The organism is Rhizobium sp. 0TCS1.26 (assembly GCF_050455525.1).
In the GTDB taxonomy this organism is placed as follows: domain Bacteria; phylum Pseudomonadota; class Alphaproteobacteria; order Rhizobiales; family Rhizobiaceae; genus Neorhizobium.
Genome location: NZ_JBCIYV010000002.1, coordinates 479,221 through 497,972, shown reverse-complemented (window position 1 = coordinate 497,972; position 18,752 = coordinate 479,221). Strand labels below are relative to the sequence as shown.

Genomic DNA, 18,752 nt, shown 5'->3' with positions numbered 1-18,752 from the left:
TGCTCCGTTTATGTCAGGATTTGACGGCGCCGGCCGTCAGGCCCGCGATGATGTGTTTCTGGGCGAGGAAGAAGACGATGATCGTCGGCAGGATGGTCAGCGTGATGAAGGCCAGCACCAGCTGCCAGTCGGTGCCGAATTCGCCGCGATAGACCATGATGCCGAGCGGCCAGGGATACTTGCTCTCGGTATTGAGCATGATCAGCGGCAGGATGTAGCTGTTCCAACTGCTGACGAAGGTGACGATGCCGACGGTGGCGACGATCGGCCGCGACAGCGGCAGCGAGATGTACCAGAAGAAGCGGATATAGCCGCAGCCGTCGACGAAGGCTGCCTGGAACAGCTCCTCCGGCAGGTTGCGGAAGTAGTTGCGGAACAGGAGGATGCTCATGCCGAGCCCGAAGGCCACCTGCGGCAGGATCACCCCCCAGTAGCTGTCCAGGAGGCCGAGATCGCGGATGCGGATGAACAGCGGCAGGATGGCGGTTGCCGCCGGAAACATCAGGCCGATGAGAAAATAGTTGAGCAGCTGGTTGGCGCCGAAGAAGCGGATATGGGCAAAGCAGAAGGCCGCCATCGACGACACGACGAGAGTCAGGAAGACCGTCACTCCGGCGATCAGCAGCGAATTGGTCATCTGCCGCCAGTAGCGCTCGCCAAACAGGATGTCGATGTAGTTGGACCACACCCATTCGCTGGGCAGGCCGAACGGATTGAGCCGGAGGTCGCCGAGTGTCTTGAAGCCGCCGAGCGCCGTGGTCACCAGCGGCACCAGCACGATGGCGGCCACCAGCGACAGCGAAGCGTAGACATAGAGGCGGGTGCCTGCGGAGACACGGACCGTGGATGATGTGTCAGTCATGGCGCATGAAGATCCTCTTGTAGCCGAAGGCGATCGTCACGCAGATGACGAACAGCACGACGCCGACGGCGCTGCCGAGCCCGACCTGCATGCGGGTGACGCCGTAGGTATAAAGGAAGGTCACCATCGTCTGCGTCGAGTTGGACGGACCGCCGCCGGTGAGCGGCATGATCAGGTCGAACAGCTGCAGCGAGCCGATGATGGCGAAGAACACCGAAAGCCGAACCGTCGAACCGAGCAGCGGCAGGGTGACGTAGCGGAACTTCTGCCAGCCGGTGGCACCGTCAATCTCGGCGGCTTCCATGATGCTCTTGTCGAGCGACTGCAGGCCGGCGATGAACAGCATCATGTGGAAGCCGAAATATTTCCAGATGACGACGGCCAGCACCGCGTAGATGGCCAGGTCCTTGTCCGCCAGCACGTAGGGCGTGGCAATGCCGAGGAAGCCGGCGATCGCCGCAAACAGACCGTAGTCGCCGTCATAGACGAAGCGCCAGATGAGGCCGGCCGCGACGTCGGCGAGCACGTAGGGCAGGAAGAACACCAGCCGGAAGGCAACCACCCCGGCGATCTTCTTGCCGAGCATCACCGCCAGCCAGATGGCGAGCGGAATCTGCAGCAGCAGCGACACGACGATGATCAGGCCGTTGTTGATCAGCGCCCGCGAGAAGGCGGCGTTGTTGAACAGCACCTCGAAATTGCGGATCCCGACGAATTCGGTCGGCGTGCCGTAGCCGTTCCAGCGGTAGAGGCTGTACCAGGCGGCTTCGCCCATCGGCAGGATGACGAACAGCGTGAACAGGAGGAGGGCAGGCGGCAGAAAGATGATCAGCGCCGGCAGCCGCCCCCGGGCGGTCGGGCTCTTGTGGCGGATTTTTTCAGGCGTCCCCAGGGCGGCTGCCTCGGTGATGCTGGCGGATATGTTGTTCATCCCATATGTCCTTGTCGCGCGACCTGTCGTTGCCCGCGCCGGTGACGGCGTTAGCCGTCACCGGGCGTTGGGCCTACTCGAGTTCGATGGCGTCCTGGATCGCCTGCGCACCGTCTTCCGGCGTCATCTGGCCGGACAGGATTTCGACCGAGACGTCGTTGACGACGCGTCCGACGGACGGGCCGAGATCCTGGTCGAAGAAGTTCTGGTGCCAGGTGGAGGCGGCAAGCTGGTCAGCCGACTCGCGCACCAGCCGGTCCTTCAGGCCTTCCTCGGCATTGACCGCGGCCGGGATGATCATGCCCTTGGCGGCAAGCTCCCGCTCCGTCTCCTGGCTGGTCAGGAAGCGCAGGAAGTCGATGGCGGCCGGCGAGGCATTCTTGGTAACGCCCCAGCCGTTCAGGCCGCCCAGCGTGTCGGTCGCCTTGCCTGCGCCACCTTCGACGACGGGAAAGCCGAACCGGCCGATATTGTCGGAGGCCAGCCCCTTGCCGTCGCCGGCGTTCTTGCGCTGGTTCGGCTCGGTGTTTTCAAAGCCGAGCAGGATCGCCGCACGGCCGTCACCGAAGGTGCCGAGCGTCTGCGGCCAGCTGGCGCCAAGATAGCCGTTCTGGAACGGCTCCAGCTTGCCGAGTTCTGCCAGCTGCTCGCCGGCCTTGATCACCGACGGGTCCATGAAGCCTTCGCCCTGCTTGTTCTTGGCCGCCTCGAACACCTGCTGGCCGCCATTGCGCATGACGAGATAGCTCCAGTAGAAATGCAGCGGCCACTTGTCGCCGCCGCCGCCGGCAATCGGCGTGATGCCGGCAGCCTTCAGCGTCTTCACGGCGCCGAGGAAGTCGGTCCAGGTCTTGATGTCCTCGGCCTTGACGCCGGCCTTGGCGAACAGCTCCCTGTTGTAGAAGAAGCTGACCGTGCCCATCCGGTAGGGGACGGCCGAGATCTTGCCGTCGAAGGTCAGGCCGGCAACGGCTGCCGGCTTGTAGGTCTTGGCCCATTTGCCGCCGTCGGCGTTCATCGCCTGGGTCAGGTCCATGAGCGCGCCGGTCTGCGCCTGCTGGCGAAGCACGCCGCCGCCCCAGCTGTAGAAGAAGTCGGGCGCCGCATCCGACTGCAGGAGCGTCGGCAGTTTTGCCTTGAACGCTTCGTTCTCGAGGAACTGCAGCTGGATATCGACATCCGGGTGCTGCGCCTCGTATTTCTTGGCGACCTCTTCCCAGGCCTCGATGTAGGCAGGTACAATCTCGACGTGCATCCATTTGACGACTGTCTGTGCCGCCGACGCGGCATGGACGCTAAGAAGCGATGAAAGTGCAGTGGCTGCGGCAAGCGCAGTAATCCGGACGCCCCGAAGGGACGTCGCCTTGTGGTGATAGGTCATTCTTCCTCCTCCAAAAGGGAAACAACCATCCTCAATTTTTCCCTTATGCGGATTAATTCAAACGACAACTGCCCGGATGTCAACCACGATCGCTGATTATCTCAGCACATTGACTTGACAACAGGCAGGGCATCGCCGTTATTTAATTCGCAACCCTGCAAAAATAGGGTGGCACATCACAGCGATCGCGAGCATCCGGCATTACATGAAGACTGCAGATCCAGAATTGATGCGCGCGATCAACCGCTTCACCGTGCTCGACAAGATTCGCAGGCGCGGGCCGATCTCGCGTGTCGAGATCAGCGAACGCTCGCAGCTGTCGTCGACGACGGTCTCGGCCATCACCGGCTCGCTGCTCGACGACGGGCTGATCCTGACCCGCCACGAAGGCGACATCCGCAACACCGCCGCCCGCGGCAGGCCGCGGGTGATGCTGGAGCTCAACCCGGATGCCGCCCGCGTCGTCGGCGCCAAGATCGCTGCAAACCGCATCGTCTTCGCGCTCACCGATTTCCGCGGCGAGGTCCTGTCGCAGCTGACCATCCCGGTGCGCGTCGACCGCCTGCCGATCAGCGTCATCAGCGATCTGGTGGAAGACGGCGTGCGGCGCTGCGTCGTCGATGCCGGCCTGTCGCTGGGCGATATCGATACGGTCTGCCTCGGACTTCCGGGCGTCGTCGAGCACCGCACCGGCAAGGTGCGCTCCAGCCCGATCTTTCGCGAGACCGACGTCAATTTCGCCGCCGAGATGACCAGCAGGCTCGACCTGCCGGCGATCGTCGAAAGCGACGCGCATGCGATCGCGCTGGCGCATCACTGGTTCGGCCACGCCCGCGACCTCGATGATTTCGTTATCGTCTCGCTGGAACAGACGCTCGGGCTCGGCCTCATGCACAGCGGCCAGCTGTTTCGCGGCGCCGGCGGCCTCAGCCACAATCTTGGCGACCTGGTACTCGGCACCGCCTCCGACCGTATCGTCAGGCTCGCCGAAATCGCCGGCGAATCGGCGATCTTCGGCGAGCAGCAGACGGTCGGCCATTTTGCCGAAGCCGTCCGGCTGGGGCGCGGCATGGCCCATGCGCAGGCGCTGATTTCCGCCGACGACAGTCCGCTTGCGGAAGCGGCGGTGCGCGCCGGCGAGGCCGTCGGCCTGGCGATCGCCAACATCGTCACCCTGTTCGGCCCGCCGCGCGTCATCATCGTTGGCTCGACGCTGTCGCTCGGCGAGGTCTTCATCGACAGCCTGCGCAGTTCCTATACGCGCGCCATTCCCCGCTCGATCCGCGAGATCGCCGAACTGGTGTTCGACGCCTCGCCCGACGAGGCCTGGGCGCAAGGGGCGGCGATCGTCGCGCTGCGCGAACTCTACGAATCGCCCTGGGGAACGACAGGGCCGGCATCGAGCCTCTGACGGCACGGCCATTTCATCATTCGCTTTGGGAGGAGAAGCATGGAAAAGCTCGGAATCGGCATCATCGGATGCGGCAACATCTCATCGGCCTACCTGACGGCGATGGCCTCGTTCCCGGTCCTCGACATTCGCGGCATTGCCGATCTCAATCAGGGGCTGGCCGAACAGCGCGCTGGCGAATTCAACCTCGTCGCGCGCAGCATCGATGATCTGCTGAGCGATCCGCAGATCCAGCTGATCGTCAACCTCACGGTGCCGAAGGCGCATGTCGAAGTGGGCCTGCAGGCATTGGCGCACGGCAAGCACACCTATTCGGAAAAGCCGCTCGGGGTAACCTTCGCCGAAGGCCTGAAGCTTGCCGAGACGGCGAAGGCGAGCGGCCTGCGCATCGGTGCCGCGCCCGATACGTTTCTCGGCGGCGCCCACCAGACGGCCCGGTCGATCATCGATACCGGCGTGCTCGGCATGCCGGTTGGCGGCACCGCCACCTTCATGTGCCCCGGCCACGAGCGCTGGCATCCCAATCCGGATTTCTACTACGAGGCCGGCGGCGGCCCGATGCTCGACATGGGGCCCTATTACATCACCGATCTCGTCAACCTGCTCGGGCCGGTCGCCAAGGTCGCGGGCTTTGCCATTGCCCCGCGCAGCGAACGCACCATCACCAGCGAGCCGCGCAACGGTGAGAAGATCCCGGTGCACATTCCAACGCATGTCTCCGGCGTCATGGCCTTCGAAAGCGGTGCCGTGGTGCAGATCGGCATGAGCTTCGACGTCGCCGGCCATAAGCATGTGCCGCTGGAGGTCTACGGCACCGAGGGCACGCTGATCGTTCCGGATCCCAACAAGTTCGGCGGCGACATCGAACTGTTGAAGAAGGGCGGCAGTTTCGAGCCGCAGCCGACGACGGAGCCCTATGCGGACGGCAACTACCGGTCGCTCGGCGTCGCCGACATGGCGCATGCCATCCTGTCGAACCGGCCGCACCGCGCCAACGGCGATCTGGCGCTGCACGTGCTGGAGGTGATGGAGGCGTTCGGCAAGGCGGCCGACAGCGGCCAGACCGTCACCATCGCCACCCGTCCGGAGCGGCCTGCGCCGCTTTCGCAATCGATCGTCGACGGCCGCCTGGCCCGCTGACCTGACAGTTTTCTGGAGGAGAATGACATGCGCGAAGCTTTGATCGTCTGGGGTGGATGGAGCGGCCACGAGCCGCAGGAATGCGCCCACATCATCAGGGACATCCTCCAGGAGGAGGGGTTCAAGGTCTATCTGGAGAACACCACGGAAGCCTTTGCCGACCCGTCGATCCACGACCTGTCGCTGATCGTGCCGATCATGACGATGTCGAAGATCGAGAAGGAAGAGGCAAAGAACCTCGCCGCCGCCGTCGAGAACGGTGTCGGTATTGCCGGCTATCACGGCGGTGCCGGCGATGCGTTCCGCGAATGCGTCGAGTACCAGTTCATCATTGGTGGCCAGTGGGTCGCCCATCCGGGCAACATCATCGACTACACGGTCAACGTTACCCGCCCGGACGACGAGGTGATGCAGGGCATCAGCGATTTCCCCTACACGTCCGAGCAGTACTACATGCATGTCGACCCCTCCAATGAAGTGCTGGCGACGACGACCTTCCGCGGCGACCACGCCTACTGGATCGACGGCGTGGTGATGCCGGTCGTCTGGAAGCGCAAATACGGCAAGGGCCGGGTGTTCTATTCGTCGCTCGGCCATGTGGCGAAGGAATTCGACGTGCCGCAGATGCGCACGATCTACACGCGTGGCGCAAACTGGGCGGCGCGCTGAAGCGCCACCCGTTACCGCCCACCCACCAATTGTCTGAACCAGTGGCCTGTGTCCCATGAAGATCACCGCGATCAAGCCGTATGTGGCAAAGCTCGGCGTGCGCAACCAGCTGCTCGTCAAGGTCGAAACCGATGCCGGCATCCATGGCTGGGGCGAGTCCGGCCTGTCCTACCGGGAAAAGGCGGTGGTGGGCGCTATCGACCACTACAGCCGGTTTCTCATTGGCCGCGATCCGATGCAGTGCGCCGCGCTCTGGCAGGAGATGTACCGCAGCCAGTATTTCGAGGGTGGCCGGGTGCTGACGGCGGCGATTTCCGCCCTCGACATTGCCTTCCACGACATCCGCGGCAAGGCGCTTGGGGTGCCCGTGCATCAACTGCTTGGCGGGCGCCAGCGCGATCTGGTACCGGCCTTTGCTACCACCTCGGCCGAGCCTGGGCCGGACATGGTCGAGCAGGCGCTGCTGCTGAAGAAGGAAGGCTGGCGCTGCATCCGCATGATCGCCACCGGCCAGGAAAACCAGGAACGCTTCGAGCCGCGCCAGTCGATCGCAACGACGGCCGAATGGGTGCGGCGGGCGCGCGAGGCGGTGGGCGACGAAATCACGCTCGGCGTCGAATACCATCATCGGCTGAGCGTCGCCGAGGCGGCGAGCTTCTGCCAGAAGCTGCCGAAGGGGACGCTCGATTTCCTCGAGGAGCCGATCCGCGACGAGGCGCCCTCGGCCTATGAGGCGCTGCGCCGGATGACCGACATTCCGTTTGCCATCGGCGAGGAGTTTTCGTCGAAGTGGCAGTTCCTGCCCTATGTCGAGCGCGACATCATGCAGTTCTGCCGCATCGATATCTGCAATGTCGGCGGCTTCACCGAGGCGATGAAGGTCGCCGGATGGTGCGAGGCGCATTACGTCGACCTGATGCCGCACGCGCCGCTCGGTGCCGTCTGCACGGCGGCCTCCGTACATCTGGGTGCGGCCGTTGCCAACTTCGCCTGGCTGGAATGCCGCGCCTCGCCGACCGAGCAACTGGGCTTCGGCGATCCGGCGATCTACCCGAAGCAGACCCGCATGGACGGCCCCTTCTACGTGGTGCCGGATGAGCCGGGGCTGGGGGTCGAGGTCAACGAGGAGATGCTCGCTGCCGCCGCGTTCGAATATACCGAGCCGCCGCACCTGCGCCGCGACGACGGCTCCTTCACCAACTGGTAGATCTGTAACCGGAGCAACTTGGCGCCGCCGGTCTATCGGCGGATCTCCTCCATCACGCGGACGATGCAGTCCTGCCCGGTGCAGCGTGTGCACCGGAAGGTCAGAAGTTTGGGGTCGCGCCCGAACCCTTTCGTGCGGGCCAGATCGCGCGCGGTAAAGTTTCCCGCATGGCCGCAGCGTCTGCAGGTGACCTGCAGGATCATCCGGTGGCGGGCAGCTTTGCCGAGCGTGTCGATCGTGATGGTCATATCAGCGAGATCGAACATAACGTGAACAAACGCAAGCGGTTTCGGTCGCGATCCACAGGTGTGTGCCAGGGTTCGATGCAAAGGTGCCCCGGAAACGAAAGAAGGCGGAGCCGCGGGGCTCCGCCTTCTCGATAGGTGCGGCGAGGTCCGGCTTATTCGCCGACCAGGAGCTCCGCGCAGTAGCTCGGGCCGCGTGCGCCCGGACGGTCGGCAACGATGCGGATCTGCTGGATGCGATAGTCGGAATCGGCGGTAATCTGCGCCGAGCAGCTGACGCGCATCGAGCGGCCGTCCTGCGTCTTGATGCGATTGTAGCCGCCGCGCCAGTTGTAGATGGTCTGCGAGCCGACTTCGGTGTCGCTCACCGGCGGCGCGAAGCGGGCGAAGAAGGTGCCGGCGGACTTGCCCTTCCAGTAGCTTTCGACGGGATTGCTGGCGGGGCCGACCGTGGTGGCGCATCCAGACAGCATGCCGGCAATCGCCGCCAGCGCAATCAAGCGGTAGTTCATGGTTTTCCTAATCCTTTATGCAGGAGGTGCGGTTGACCACCGCACGAAATACGGCGCGTCGGCGAACAGGTCTTGGGGACTGAGCTGCGCGGCCGGCCATGCCGCACTATCAGGTTTTTGAACGGCTTCGAGGGGGAGGACCGGTTGCGCTGCGAAAAAATTGCCGGATTGCCTTTTCTGCCACGCTTTCCGCGGCAAAAGGCAGGTTTATCCCCGTCACGGGCGGCTGTTTCGATTGTCGTGAGAGACTGCCGGGTGTAGCCTGATCCTCTGCTGCGTCGCCGGGGAGGGCGTCACGGCACCAAGTGCGAACGGTATCTGGGAGGATGTCACCGTGAAGCAGGACAAATGGCCTTTTCTTCTGTCACTCGAACTGTCGCTGGCGCTCTGGATGATGATCGTCGGTCTGGTCTACGTCGTCACCGCCTGACGCCATGCCGGTTGCTCTAGCGATTGCCATGTATCGTCTCCTGGGAGACGCTGCGACAGATTGCCTCCATGCTGGGTTGCTTATATGTTGCGATCCGGTGCAGGTGGGGCATGGCGCGGTTGTGGACTGCGTGCCGATTTTGGATTGGGCAAGGCAGAATTGAAGCGCGGACGCGGTGAGAGAACGACGCTGCACGACGTGGCGACCAAAGCCGGTGTCAGCGCCATTACCGTGTCGCGCGCCTTGCGCGAGCCGGAGAAGGTGACGCCGGAGCTGCGCAGCCGCATCCTTCAGCTGGTCGAGGAGATGAGCTACGTGCCCGACCAGGCGGCGCGGGCGCTGGCCAGCCGCCACAATTCCACCTTCGGTGTGCTGGTGCCGTCGCTCAGCAACCGGGCCGTCATCGGCCTGATGCAGGGGATCGAGGAGCGGGTGCGCGATACCACCTTCCGCATCCAGTATGCCAACACCCACAATTGCGTCCAGGAAGAGCGCCGCCAGGTGCGGCTGCTGCTGTCGCAGAATACCGCCGGAATCGTGCTCGGGGGGCTGGAAGGCCTCGACGATCTGCGCGAAACGATCGAGCGCGCCAACTGTCCTATCATCCAGGTGGTCGATGTCGGCCTGCCGACGCCGGGCACGGTGATCGCACTGGATCATTTCGAGGCCGCCGCCGCCGCCACCCGCCATCTGATCGCCTGCGGCTACCGCCGCATCGCGCTGATGGGCGCGACGATGGCCGAGCGCAGCCGCCGGCGTACCGAAGGCTACAGCCTCGCCATGCACGAGGCGGGCCTCTTCGATCCGAGCCTGATCCACCACGAGAACGCCACCAGCAGCACCCAGATGGGCTCGCGGATGCTGCACCGGGCGATCAGCATCGCGCCCGATCTCGACGGCGTCTTCTGCCAGAACGACGACATCGCGCTCGGCGTGCTGTTCGAGGCGCGGCGGATGGGCAAGCGCGTGCCGGACGATTTCGGCATTTGCGGCTACAACGATCTGGATTTCTCCGCAGTGATGGAGCCGCCGCTGACGACGATCCGCACGCCCCTCTTCGAGATCGGCTACCGCGCCGCCGACATGATGATCCGCGCCGCCGACGGCAAGCCCGCCCCGCAGCAGGTGATCAACCTCGGTTTCGAACTGATCGAGCGGCGCACCACCCGCCGCCTGCCGCAGTGACTCTTGCTCAAACCCGTCCTGCTGCCGCCGTCTTAGACGCCTGAGAACGGTTTCCGCCGCTGGTGATCTCCCCACCTGCAGGGATGCCGGCAGGGCAGAGAGATCGCCAGTGGTAAGAGATCGCGGACGAGAACTGAGGCGGCGGCATTGTTGACAACCAACGCCTGCAGCCGCCTGCACTTCGCTATTCGCTATTCGCTATTCGATGTCACCCAACAGCTCGGCGGCGCGGCCGGCGCTGACCCGGCGGATGTCGGCCTCGTCGTGGCGGGCGGCAAAAGCTTCGCTTGCCATCAGCTCGTCAGCAAGATCGGCCGGCAGCGACAGGATGACCCGCTGACCGTCGCGATGGATGCCGCCGAGGTCGGAGCGCCGTCCCGTCACCATGCCACCGGCAACCGTGTTGTTGGTGTCCGGGTCGATGATGATGAAGGCGCCGGTGGCGCGGTTCTGGTCATAGGGATCGAAGATCGCCGCCTCATCAAAGGAGAGGTGCACCTTGCCGATGGCGTTCATGCCAAGCGTCTCGTGATGCGCCTTCCACTTGCCGGAGGACAGCTCGAGCTGCGAGACCGGCGTCACCGTCACCCGCTGGCGGCGTGATCCGCTCTTCAGCCAGTAGCGCTTGGCGGGCTCGATACCGCCCGGCTGCAATGCCACCAGCTGGGCGTCGAAGTTGAGGCCGGTCATCGGCTGGCCGTCCATCGAGACGATCATGTCGCCGCGCGACACGTCGACCTGGCGGTCGAGCACCAGCGTCACCGCGTCACCGGCGACGGCCGCATTGCGCACCAGGTCGAAGGTGACGATCTGCTTGACGTTCGCCACCATGCCGGACGGCAGGATGGTGACGCTGTCACCGGGCTTCACCGAGCCGCCGGCGACCGTTCCCTGGTAGCCGCGAAAGCTTTCGCCGGGACGCGCGACGCGCTGCACCGGCAGCCGGAAACCGCCTGCCTGGGCAGACCGCGTGGTGGCAAGCTCCAGCGTCTCGACCAGCGTCGGGCCTTCGTACCACGCCATCGACGCGCGGCCGTCATAGACGACGTTCTCGCCCTTCAGCGCCGACATCGGGATCGCGGTGATCTGCCGGACCCCGAGCGACAGCGCAAGCTCGCGGAAATCATGGCTGATCTTGTCGTAGATCGCCTTTTCGTAGGCCACCAGGTCGATCTTGTTGACCGCCAGCACGAACTGCTTGATGCCCATCAGCGAGGCGATCGTCGCGTGCCGGCGCGTCTGCTCCAGAAGCCCGGTTCGGGCGTCGACCAGCAGGATTGCGAGGTCGGCGGTCGAGGCGCCTGTCGCCATGTTGCGGGTATACTGCTCGTGGCCGGGCGTATCGGCAACGATGAACGAGCGCCGGTCGGTGGCGAAATAGCGATAGGCGACATCGATGGTGATGCCCTGTTCGCGCTCCGCCTGCAGGCCGTCGAGAAGCAGCGCGAAGTCGGGAAGGCCGAGATCGTTCTGCGCACCGCTGTCACGGGCAAGCGTCGCCGCCTGGTCTTCCTTGACCGCCTTGGTGTCCCACAGAAGGCGGCCGATCAGCGTCGACTTTCCGTCGTCGACCGAGCCGCAGGTGATGAGACGCAGGGGGCGGCTGTCGCGCACGGCGCGCGCCGGCTCGGCGAATGGCAGGATGGTGGCCGACGTGGTCGGCGCAGTCTGGGTGTTTGTCGCGGACATCAGAAGTATCCCTCGCGCTTCTTCTTCTCCATCGATCCGGACTGGTCGCGGTCGATGGCGCGCCCCTGGCGCTCGGAGACGGTGGCGATCTCCAGCTCGGCGATCACCTCGTTGAGGGTTTTCGCCTGCGAGCGGATCGCACCGGTCAGCGGAAAGCAGCCAAGCGTGCGAAAGCGGATCATGCCATGCTGCACGCTTTCGCCGGGCAGCAGTTCCAGCCGCGGATCCTCGGCCAGCACCATCATCCCGTCGCGCTCCACGTAGGGGCGCTCGGCGGCGTAGTAGAGCGGCACAAGGGGAATGTTTTCCGCCTGGATGTAGCGCCAGATATCGACTTCGGTCCAGTTCGACAGCGGGAAGGCCCGCACGCTTTCGCCCTTGCGGATCATGCCGTTATAGATGTTCCACAGCTCCGGGCGCTGGTTGCGCGGATCCCAGCGATGCTCGGGCGTCCGGAAGGAATAGATGCGCTCCTTGGCGCGGCTGGCTTCCTCGTCACGACGGGCACCGCCGAAGGCCGCGTCGTAGCCGCCGGCATCCAGCGCTTGGCGCAGCGCCTCGGTCTTCATGATGTCGGTGTAGAGCGCAGAGCCGTGGCTGAACGGCGTCACACCTTCGCTCTTGCCGCGCGGATTGGTGTGCACCACGAGGTCGAGATCGTAGCGCCGCGCCATCTCGTCGCGAAACTCGATCATCTCGCGGAACTTCCAGCCGGTATCGATGTGCAGGAGCGGGAAGGGGACGCGGCCGGGGTAGAAGGCCTTGCGCGCGAGATGCAGAAGGACGGAACTGTCCTTGCCGATCGAGTAGAGCATGACCGGCTTGTCGAACTCGGCGGCAACCTCGCGGAAGATGTGGATCGCTTCGTTTTCCAGCGCCTTCAGATGCGGATCGAGGGGGGGCTTCGGAACCTGGTCCTGCGAGTGCGTATCGTATTCGGAGGTATGGGGATGCATGGTGTTCGTTGTCCTTGGGCCGCTTCGGCCGGTCGTCCGTCAGTCAGTCTGCCGTCAGGCGCGTGTCGGGATGGCGATTGCGGTGGCCGTTTCCGGCACGTGAAGCCCGCATTCGCGCTTCTCGTCGTTTTCCCACCACCATCGGCCGGCGCGTTCCGGCTCGCCGGGCTTGATGGCCCGCGTACAGGGCTCGCAGCCGATCGACGGGTAGCCCTTGGAGTGCAGCGGGTTGATCGGCACGCCATGGTCCGCGACGAAGGCGTTGATCGCCTCGAGCGACCAGTCGGCCAGCGGGTTGACCTTGATCAGCGCCCGCTCGGCGTCGAACTCGACGAACGGTGTGGTCGCCCGGTTGCCGGACTGGCCGCGGCGCAGGCCGGTGATCCAGATCTCGGCGCCGGCAAGTGCGCTGGCGAGCGGCTTCAGCTTGCGGACCGCGCAGCAGGCATGGCGAGCCTCGACGCTGTCGTAGAAGCCGTTCAGCCCGTACTGCGCCGCATAGGCGTCGACGTCCTTCTGTGCCGGACGGAAGCGGCGGATGGTCAGGCCAAAGCGTTCCTCGGTCTGGTTGATCAGCACGACGCTTTCCATGAACAGCCGGCCCGTCTCCAGCGTCGCCACGTCGACCGGCAGCCGGTTGAGGCCGATCGCCGCGGTGATCACCTGGTCTTCGATGCCGAGCGATGTGGTAAACACCGCGCGGCCCAGACTTGCCGCCAGCGATAGGCGGCCGGCAAGGTCGAGAGACGCGAATTGATCATCAAGCGACGCGAGGTCTGCTGGCGTCTGATGCTGGGTCATTGGCTGTCGATGTCCGTCGTTCCAAGTATTCCCGCTTATCCCACGCGCAGGGGTGGCAGGACAGGAATGACGGTTTGAAGCAACCCGGAGACGGAGCAAATATCTCTAGAAATCCAGCGCTCGCGAGAAAACCCGGCTGCTCTGCCGAAAAACCCCGAAATCCGCCCTCGGAGAGGGTCCGATCTGTTTGTAATCCCGCGTAAATTGCGGTAGTCCAGAAGGCAGGTTTCGATCTGTCGTGACGGCATCAGCCGGGATGGCGCAAGCGTTACCTTCCGCATGGTTCACAACTCTTTCCTGGACCTTCCCGCTGCCGATCCAGTATCGGTCGGCTGGCGAAGGCTAATCCTGATGTCGCAGACGGACGCCGCATGATTTCGCAGAAAGCCAAATATGCTCTTCGGGCCCTGACGGCCCTGGCGCAGGCGGATGCGGAGCGGCCGCTGATGATCAGCGAAATTGCCGTGCAGCAGGCCATTCCGAAGAAATTCCTCGAACAGATCCTGCTCGAGCTGAAGCGCAGCGGCATTGTCGAGAGCCGGCGCGGCAAGCAGGGCGGGTATCTGCTGCTGAAACCTGCCACGTCGATCACCTTCGGCGAGGTGCTGCGGCTGATCGACGGGCCGATCGCGCCGCTTCCATGCCTGTCGCTGACGGCCTACCGGCGCTGTGAGGATTGCGACGGCGAGCATCTCTGCGAAATCCGCCACGTCTTTGCCCGGGTCGCGGAAGCCAGCCGCTCGGTGCTGTTCTCCACGTCGATTGCGGATGCGGTGGATGGCGTCGGCGTCGATGCTGCGGTCAGGATCGTCGCCGATAAGGCGAGCGAGGCGGAACTCCTTTCCGCCTGAGACCGACGCATCTCGGCCGCCGTATACGCCACGCGTTGGATCGCCCGACCGACACTTCTCATCTTTCAACCTCCCGATGCTCCAGAACCGCGTGCTTTTGGTTTGCCAGGCGCACGCCTCGGCGGATTGCGATTTTGCATATGAGGCCTTTGCCGATCCGGGCATTTTGCCGGTGAGGGTGCCGAAGCCGCTTTCTTTGCTGGCTTCACCTGCCGTCGGGAAACAGTTTTGCCTTTGCCCGCAGCCGGCCCGCAGGCGGATTGACCAAGTCTACCCGTTCGGTAGACATTGCGTTGGCAACGTCTGGAGGGAACGCGACCATGAAACTGATGACCGGACTGGGCGCCGTGGCGCTTGGAATTTCGCTTGCGGCCGGCCTTGCAGCCCCTGCCGCCTACGCAGATACCACTCTACTGAATGTTTCCTACGACCCGACCCGCGAGCTCTACAAGGATTTCAACGCCGCCTTCGCCAAGCACTACAAGGCTGAAACCGGCGAGACGGTGACCATCCAGCAGTCGCATGGCGGATCCGGCAAGCAGGCCCGCTCGGTGATCGACGGCCTGGAAGCCGACGTCGTGACGCTGGCTCTGGAAAGCGACATCAACGCCATCGTCGACAACGGCGGCAAGATCAAGCCGGACTGGCGCGGCCGGCTGCCGCACAATTCCTCGCCCTACACCTCGACCATCGTCTTCCTGGTGCGCAAGGGCAACCCGAAGGGCATCCATAACTGGGGCGATCTCGTGAAGGGCGACGTGCAGATCGTCACCCCGAACCCGAAGACCTCCGGCGGAGCCCGCTGGAACTACCTGGCGGCCTGGGCCTGGGCGAACGAGGAGTTCAAGGGCGACCAGGACAAGATCAAGGCTTACATCGCCGACCTCTACAAGCGTGCGCCGGTTCTCGACAGCGGTGCCCGCGGCTCCACCGTCACCTTCGCCCAGCGCCAGATCGGCGACGTGCTGCTGGCCTGGGAAAACGAGGCCTACCTGGCCGGCCAGGAGTTCGGCGAAGACGAGTTCGACATCGTCGTCCCGCCGATCTCCATCCTCGCGGAACCGCCGGTCGCGCTTGTCGATCAGAACGTCGACGCCAAGGGTAGTCGCAAGGTCGCCGAGGCCTATCTCCAGTATCTCTACTCGGATGAGGGCCAGAACATTGCGGCCAAGCACTTCTATCGGCCGGCAAAGCCTGAGGTCGTCAAGCAGGACCTGCTGAAGAAGCTGCCCGACGTAAAGCTCGTCACCATTGACGATCCGCAGTTCGGCGGTTGGAAGAAGGCCCAGCCCGAGCATTTCGGCGACGGCGGCATCTTCGACCAGATCTACAAGCCGGCCCGCTAAGGCGCGTCTCGGGGAACAAGAAGAAGGCGTCATTATATATGGCAGACACGGCCACCTCTGGGTGGCGATGGAAACAGCCGAGCATCATCCCGGGTTTCGGGCTGACGCTCGGCTTTTCGCTCGCATACCTGTCGCTGATCATCCTCATTCCGCTGGCGGCGCTCGTCTGGCGCACCGTGTCGATGGGCTGGGGCGACTTCTTCGCCATCCTCACGGACGAGCGGACGCTCGCCGCCCTCTACATCAGCTTTGGCACCGCACTGCTGGCGGCGCTCGTCAATGCCGTCTTCGGCGTGCTGATCTGCTGGATCCTGGTGCGCTACGATTTTCCCGGTCGCCGGCTGATCGATGCGATGGTCGATCTGCCCTTTGCGCTGCCGACGGCAGTCGCCGGCATCGCGCTCGCCTCGCTCTATGCGCCCAAGGGCTGGATCGGCGCCTGGTTCATGCCGCTCGGCCTCAGGATCGCCTTCACGCCGCTCGGCATCGTCGTCGCGCTGATCTTCATCGGCCTGCCATTCGTCGTGCGCACCGTTCAGCCGGTGATGGAGGAGATCGACCGCGAGGTGGAGGAGGCAGCCGCGACGCTCGGTGCCAGTCGCTGGCAGACCATCACCCGCGTACTGCTGCCGGGCTTGGCGCCGGCCGTTCTCACCGGTTTCGCGCTGGCCTTTGCCCGCGGCGTCGGCGAATACGGCTCGGTGGTGTTCATCGCCGGCAACATCCCTTACGTCTCCGAGATCGCGCCGCTGTTGATCGTCATCCGCCTTGAGGAGTTCAACTACGCCGGCGCCACGGCGGTGGCGACGATCATGCTGGTGATCTCGTTCTCGATGCTGCTGGTCATCAACCTCATCCAGGCCTGGAGCCGCAAGAGGTATGGCAATGTCTGAGCCCTCTCGCGCCACGTCCCGTGCCAGGTTCCGCGATCCTGCCGACGAGCGGCCGCTGACCAAGCTGCTGCTGATCCTGGTCGGCATGCTGTTTCTTGCCTTCTTCCTCTTCCTGCCGCTGGTGGCGGTGTTCGTCGAGGCATTCCGCAAGGGCGTCGAGGCCTATGTCGAGGCGCTGGTCGAGCCGGACGCCGTCTCTGCCATCCGCCTGACGCTGCTGGTGGCGGCCATCGCCGTTCCGCTCAACCTGGTGTTCGGCATCGCCGCCGCCTGGGCCATCGCCAAGTTCGACTTCAAGGGCAAGGCCTTCCTGATCACCCTCATCGACCTGCCGTTCTCGATCTCGCCGGTCATTTCCGGCCTCGTCTACGTGCTGCTGTTCGGCAGCCAGAGCGTGCTCGGGCCCTTCCTCAAGAGCTACGGCGTCGAGATCCTGTTTGCCGTCCCCGGCATCGTGCTGGCAACCGTCTTCGTCACCTTCCCGTTCATCGCCCGCGAACTCATCCCGCTGATGCAGGACCAGGGAAGCGGCGACGAGGAGGCGGCGCTGTCGCTCGGCGCATCGGGCTGGCAGACCTTCCGTTATGTCACGCTGCCCAACATCAAGTGGGGCCTGCTCTACGGCGTGCTGCTCTGCAACGCCCGCGCCATGGGCGAGTTCGGCGCCGTATCGGTGGTATCCGGCCATGTCCGCGGTCTCACCAACACCATGCCGCTGCATGTCGAAATCCTCTACAACGAGTACAACTTCGTTGCCGCCTTTGCCGTCGCCTCGCTGCTGGCGGCCCTGGCGCTCGTCACGCTCGCCCTCAAAACGCTTCTGGAACTGCGGTTCGGTGCCGGCGGCGCCGGCGGACGCAGGCATTGAAAGGCCTTCCCCGATGGACGTAACCATCAGCCATATCCGAAAGCAGTTCGAACGGTTTCCGGCCCTGGAAGACGTGTCGCTCGATATCAAGTCGGGTGAGCTCATAGCGCTGCTCGGGCCTTCCGGCTCGGGAAAGACGACGCTGCTGCGCCTCATTGCCGGGCTTGAGCAGCCGAGCGGCGGCCAGATCTTTTTCGATGGCACCGACGCGTCGCATCATACGGTGCAGGAACGCAATGTCGGCTTCGTGTTCCAGAGCTACGCGCTGTTCCGCCACATGACGGTCGCGCAGAACATCGCCTTCGGCCTCAAGGTGCGGCCCTCCGCGACGCGCCCGGCCAGGGAAGAGATCCGCCGGCGGGTGACCGAGCTTCTGGAGATGGTCCAGCTTTCCGGCCTTGAGGCCCGCTATCCCAACCAGTTGTCCGGTGGGCAGCGGCAGCGCGTCGCGCTGGCACGGGCGATGGCGATCGAGCCGCGTATCCTGCTGCTCGACGAACCGTTCGGCGCGCTCGATGCCCAGGTGCGCAAGGAGCTCCGGCGCTGGCTGAGGGAATTCCACGACCGCACCGGCCACACCACCGTCTTCGTCACCCACGACCAGGAAGAGGCACTGGAGCTGGCCGACCGGGTGGTTGTCATGAGCCAGGGCAAGATCGAGCAGGTCGGCTCCGCCGACGACGTCTACGACCGGCCGGGGTCGCCCTTCGTCTTCTCCTTTATCGGCGAATCCTCCGGACTGCCGGTGCGCATCGGAGACGGCGGCGCGGTGCTCTTCGATGGTCAGCCGATCGGCGTTGCCGAAGAGGGTGGGGTCGTCGGCTCCCAAGGCACGCTGTTCTTCCGACCGCAGGACGTGGCGCTGACTGAAGCGGACGCCGCACTGTTCGGCACCGTCACCGCCTGCCGCCGACTGGCCGGCACGCGGATCGCCGAAATCGACATCGCCAATGACGGAAAGGCCCGTCACGTGGAGATCGAGGTGGCGCTCGATGCGCCGGTGACACTGGGTGCGCAGTTGCGCTTTCGCCCCACTCGCTGGACATTCTTCCGCAAGGGCTGAGGCAGATCGCAGGTTTGGCTTGCGGAAATCCCTGGTCTATCGCATTGCTCCGCTGTGCACGGGGGCGCGCACGGGGATTTGTCACGATTTCGTCGGCCGACCGGAATGCCGGAGGGTCGATGCATCCGTCAGAAGATGGTCATGCAGGCTTGTCCGTCGTGCGCGGCAGATAGGCGGTGATGCGATGTGGGCTGAATGGCCGCAGGAAGACAGGTTCTGTCTTTCAAAGCGGATCGGCTGACACAGTGCGCACCGATGGGTGAACCGGTCTTCGTCCATGAGCCGCCTGTCCCAGGCAGACTTAGCTTTTGA

Annotated in this window: 18 protein-coding genes; 10 read left to right on the top strand and 8 right to left on the bottom strand. The window is 64.4% G+C overall.

Going from position 1 to position 18,752, the window contains the following annotated elements:
• Positions 1–13: 13 nt before the first annotated feature.
• The 3 genes from AAIH46_RS09620 to AAIH46_RS09610 form a co-directional block, all read right to left on the bottom strand.
• On the bottom strand, positions 14–862 hold the full coding sequence (locus tag AAIH46_RS09620) for a carbohydrate ABC transporter permease (protein WP_430305633.1): 849 nt from the start codon (positions 860–862) through the stop codon (positions 14–16).
• On the bottom strand, positions 855–1,793 hold the full coding sequence (locus tag AAIH46_RS09615) for a carbohydrate ABC transporter permease (protein WP_430305632.1): 939 nt from the start codon (positions 1,791–1,793) through the stop codon (positions 855–857). The genes AAIH46_RS09620 and AAIH46_RS09615 overlap by 8 nt, the downstream gene beginning before the upstream one ends.
• A 73-nt stretch (positions 1,794–1,866) precedes the next feature.
• Positions 1,867–3,174, bottom strand: a complete 1,308-nt coding sequence (locus AAIH46_RS09610) for an ABC transporter substrate-binding protein (RefSeq protein ID WP_430305631.1) — start codon at positions 3,172–3,174, stop codon at positions 1,867–1,869.
• Between the two features lie 205 nt (positions 3,175–3,379).
• Here AAIH46_RS09610 and AAIH46_RS09605 point away from each other — a divergent pair, with 205 nt between their 5' ends.
• Genes AAIH46_RS09605 through AAIH46_RS09590 form a run of 4 tightly spaced genes read left to right on the top strand, consistent with a single transcriptional unit; the run spans position 3,380 to position 7,601 of the window.
• Positions 3,380–4,585 carry an ROK family protein gene (locus tag AAIH46_RS09605; protein ID WP_430305630.1) on the top strand — a complete coding sequence of 402 codons (1,206 nt, stop codon included), beginning with the start codon at positions 3,380–3,382 and terminating at the stop codon, positions 4,583–4,585.
• A gap of 39 nt (positions 4,586–4,624) precedes the next feature.
• Positions 4,625–5,725, top strand: a complete 1,101-nt coding sequence (locus AAIH46_RS09600; protein WP_430305629.1) for a Gfo/Idh/MocA family protein — start codon at positions 4,625–4,627, stop codon at positions 5,723–5,725.
• A gap of 27 nt (positions 5,726–5,752) precedes the next feature.
• Positions 5,753–6,394, top strand: a complete 642-nt coding sequence (locus AAIH46_RS09595) for a ThuA domain-containing protein (RefSeq protein ID WP_430305628.1) — start codon at positions 5,753–5,755, stop codon at positions 6,392–6,394.
• Between the two features lie 55 nt (positions 6,395–6,449).
• Positions 6,450–7,601, top strand: coding sequence for a mandelate racemase/muconate lactonizing enzyme family protein (locus AAIH46_RS09590; RefSeq protein WP_430305627.1), 1,152 nt, complete (start codon positions 6,450–6,452; stop codon positions 7,599–7,601).
• 32 nt (positions 7,602–7,633) lie between these two features.
• Here the strand turns inward: AAIH46_RS09590 and AAIH46_RS09585 are convergent, their stop codons facing one another.
• Positions 7,634–7,849, bottom strand: coding sequence for a hypothetical protein (locus tag AAIH46_RS09585; RefSeq protein WP_430305625.1), 216 nt, complete (start codon positions 7,847–7,849; stop codon positions 7,634–7,636).
• Positions 7,850–8,001: 152 nt separating this feature from the next.
• Positions 8,002–8,358 (bottom strand): hypothetical protein, encoded by a 357-nt coding sequence (locus AAIH46_RS09580; protein ID WP_430305624.1) that lies wholly within the window; start codon positions 8,356–8,358, stop codon positions 8,002–8,004.
• A 574-nt stretch (positions 8,359–8,932) separates the two neighbouring features.
• Between AAIH46_RS09580 and AAIH46_RS09575 the strand changes: the two genes are divergently transcribed.
• The gene (locus tag AAIH46_RS09575) at positions 8,933–9,973 is read left to right on the top strand and encodes a LacI family DNA-binding transcriptional regulator (RefSeq protein ID WP_430305623.1); all 1,041 of its coding nucleotides are present in this window, start codon (positions 8,933–8,935) and stop codon (positions 9,971–9,973) included.
• A gap of 198 nt (positions 9,974–10,171) precedes the next feature.
• Here AAIH46_RS09575 and cysN read toward each other — a convergent pair whose 3' ends face one another.
• Genes cysN through AAIH46_RS09560 form a run of 3 tightly spaced genes read right to left on the bottom strand, consistent with a single transcriptional unit; the run spans position 10,172 to position 13,419 of the window.
• Positions 10,172–11,662: a sulfate adenylyltransferase subunit CysN gene (cysN, locus tag AAIH46_RS09570; RefSeq protein ID WP_430305622.1), complete on the bottom strand. Its 1,491-nt coding sequence runs from the start codon at positions 11,660–11,662 to the stop codon at positions 10,172–10,174.
• On the bottom strand, positions 11,662–12,618 hold the full coding sequence (gene cysD, locus AAIH46_RS09565) for a sulfate adenylyltransferase subunit CysD (RefSeq protein WP_430305621.1): 957 nt from the start codon (positions 12,616–12,618) through the stop codon (positions 11,662–11,664). The genes cysN and cysD overlap by 1 nt, the downstream gene beginning before the upstream one ends.
• Positions 12,619–12,672: 54 nt before the next feature.
• On the bottom strand, positions 12,673–13,419 hold the full coding sequence (locus tag AAIH46_RS09560) for a phosphoadenylyl-sulfate reductase (protein WP_430305620.1): 747 nt from the start codon (positions 13,417–13,419) through the stop codon (positions 12,673–12,675).
• A 371-nt stretch (positions 13,420–13,790) separates the two neighbouring features.
• Here AAIH46_RS09560 and AAIH46_RS09555 point away from each other — a divergent pair, with 371 nt between their 5' ends.
• The 5 genes from AAIH46_RS09555 (at position 13,791) to AAIH46_RS09535 (ending at position 18,440) form a co-directional block, all read left to right on the top strand.
• Positions 13,791–14,270, top strand: coding sequence for an RrF2 family transcriptional regulator (locus tag AAIH46_RS09555; RefSeq protein WP_430305618.1), 480 nt, complete (start codon positions 13,791–13,793; stop codon positions 14,268–14,270).
• 320 nt (positions 14,271–14,590) lie between these two features.
• Positions 14,591–15,616: a sulfate ABC transporter substrate-binding protein gene (locus tag AAIH46_RS09550; RefSeq protein ID WP_430305617.1), complete on the top strand. Its 1,026-nt coding sequence runs from the start codon at positions 14,591–14,593 to the stop codon at positions 15,614–15,616.
• 38 nt (positions 15,617–15,654) lie between these two features.
• The gene (gene cysT, locus AAIH46_RS09545) at positions 15,655–16,509 is read left to right on the top strand and encodes a sulfate ABC transporter permease subunit CysT (protein WP_430305616.1); all 855 of its coding nucleotides are present in this window, start codon (positions 15,655–15,657) and stop codon (positions 16,507–16,509) included.
• Positions 16,502–17,377, top strand: a complete 876-nt coding sequence (gene cysW, locus AAIH46_RS09540; protein WP_430305615.1) for a sulfate ABC transporter permease subunit CysW — start codon at positions 16,502–16,504, stop codon at positions 17,375–17,377. Before cysT ends, cysW begins: the two co-directional genes overlap by 8 nt.
• A gap of 13 nt (positions 17,378–17,390) precedes the next feature.
• Positions 17,391–18,440: a sulfate/molybdate ABC transporter ATP-binding protein gene (locus tag AAIH46_RS09535; protein ID WP_430305614.1), complete on the top strand. Its 1,050-nt coding sequence runs from the start codon at positions 17,391–17,393 to the stop codon at positions 18,438–18,440.
• Positions 18,441–18,752 lie beyond the last annotated feature (312 nt).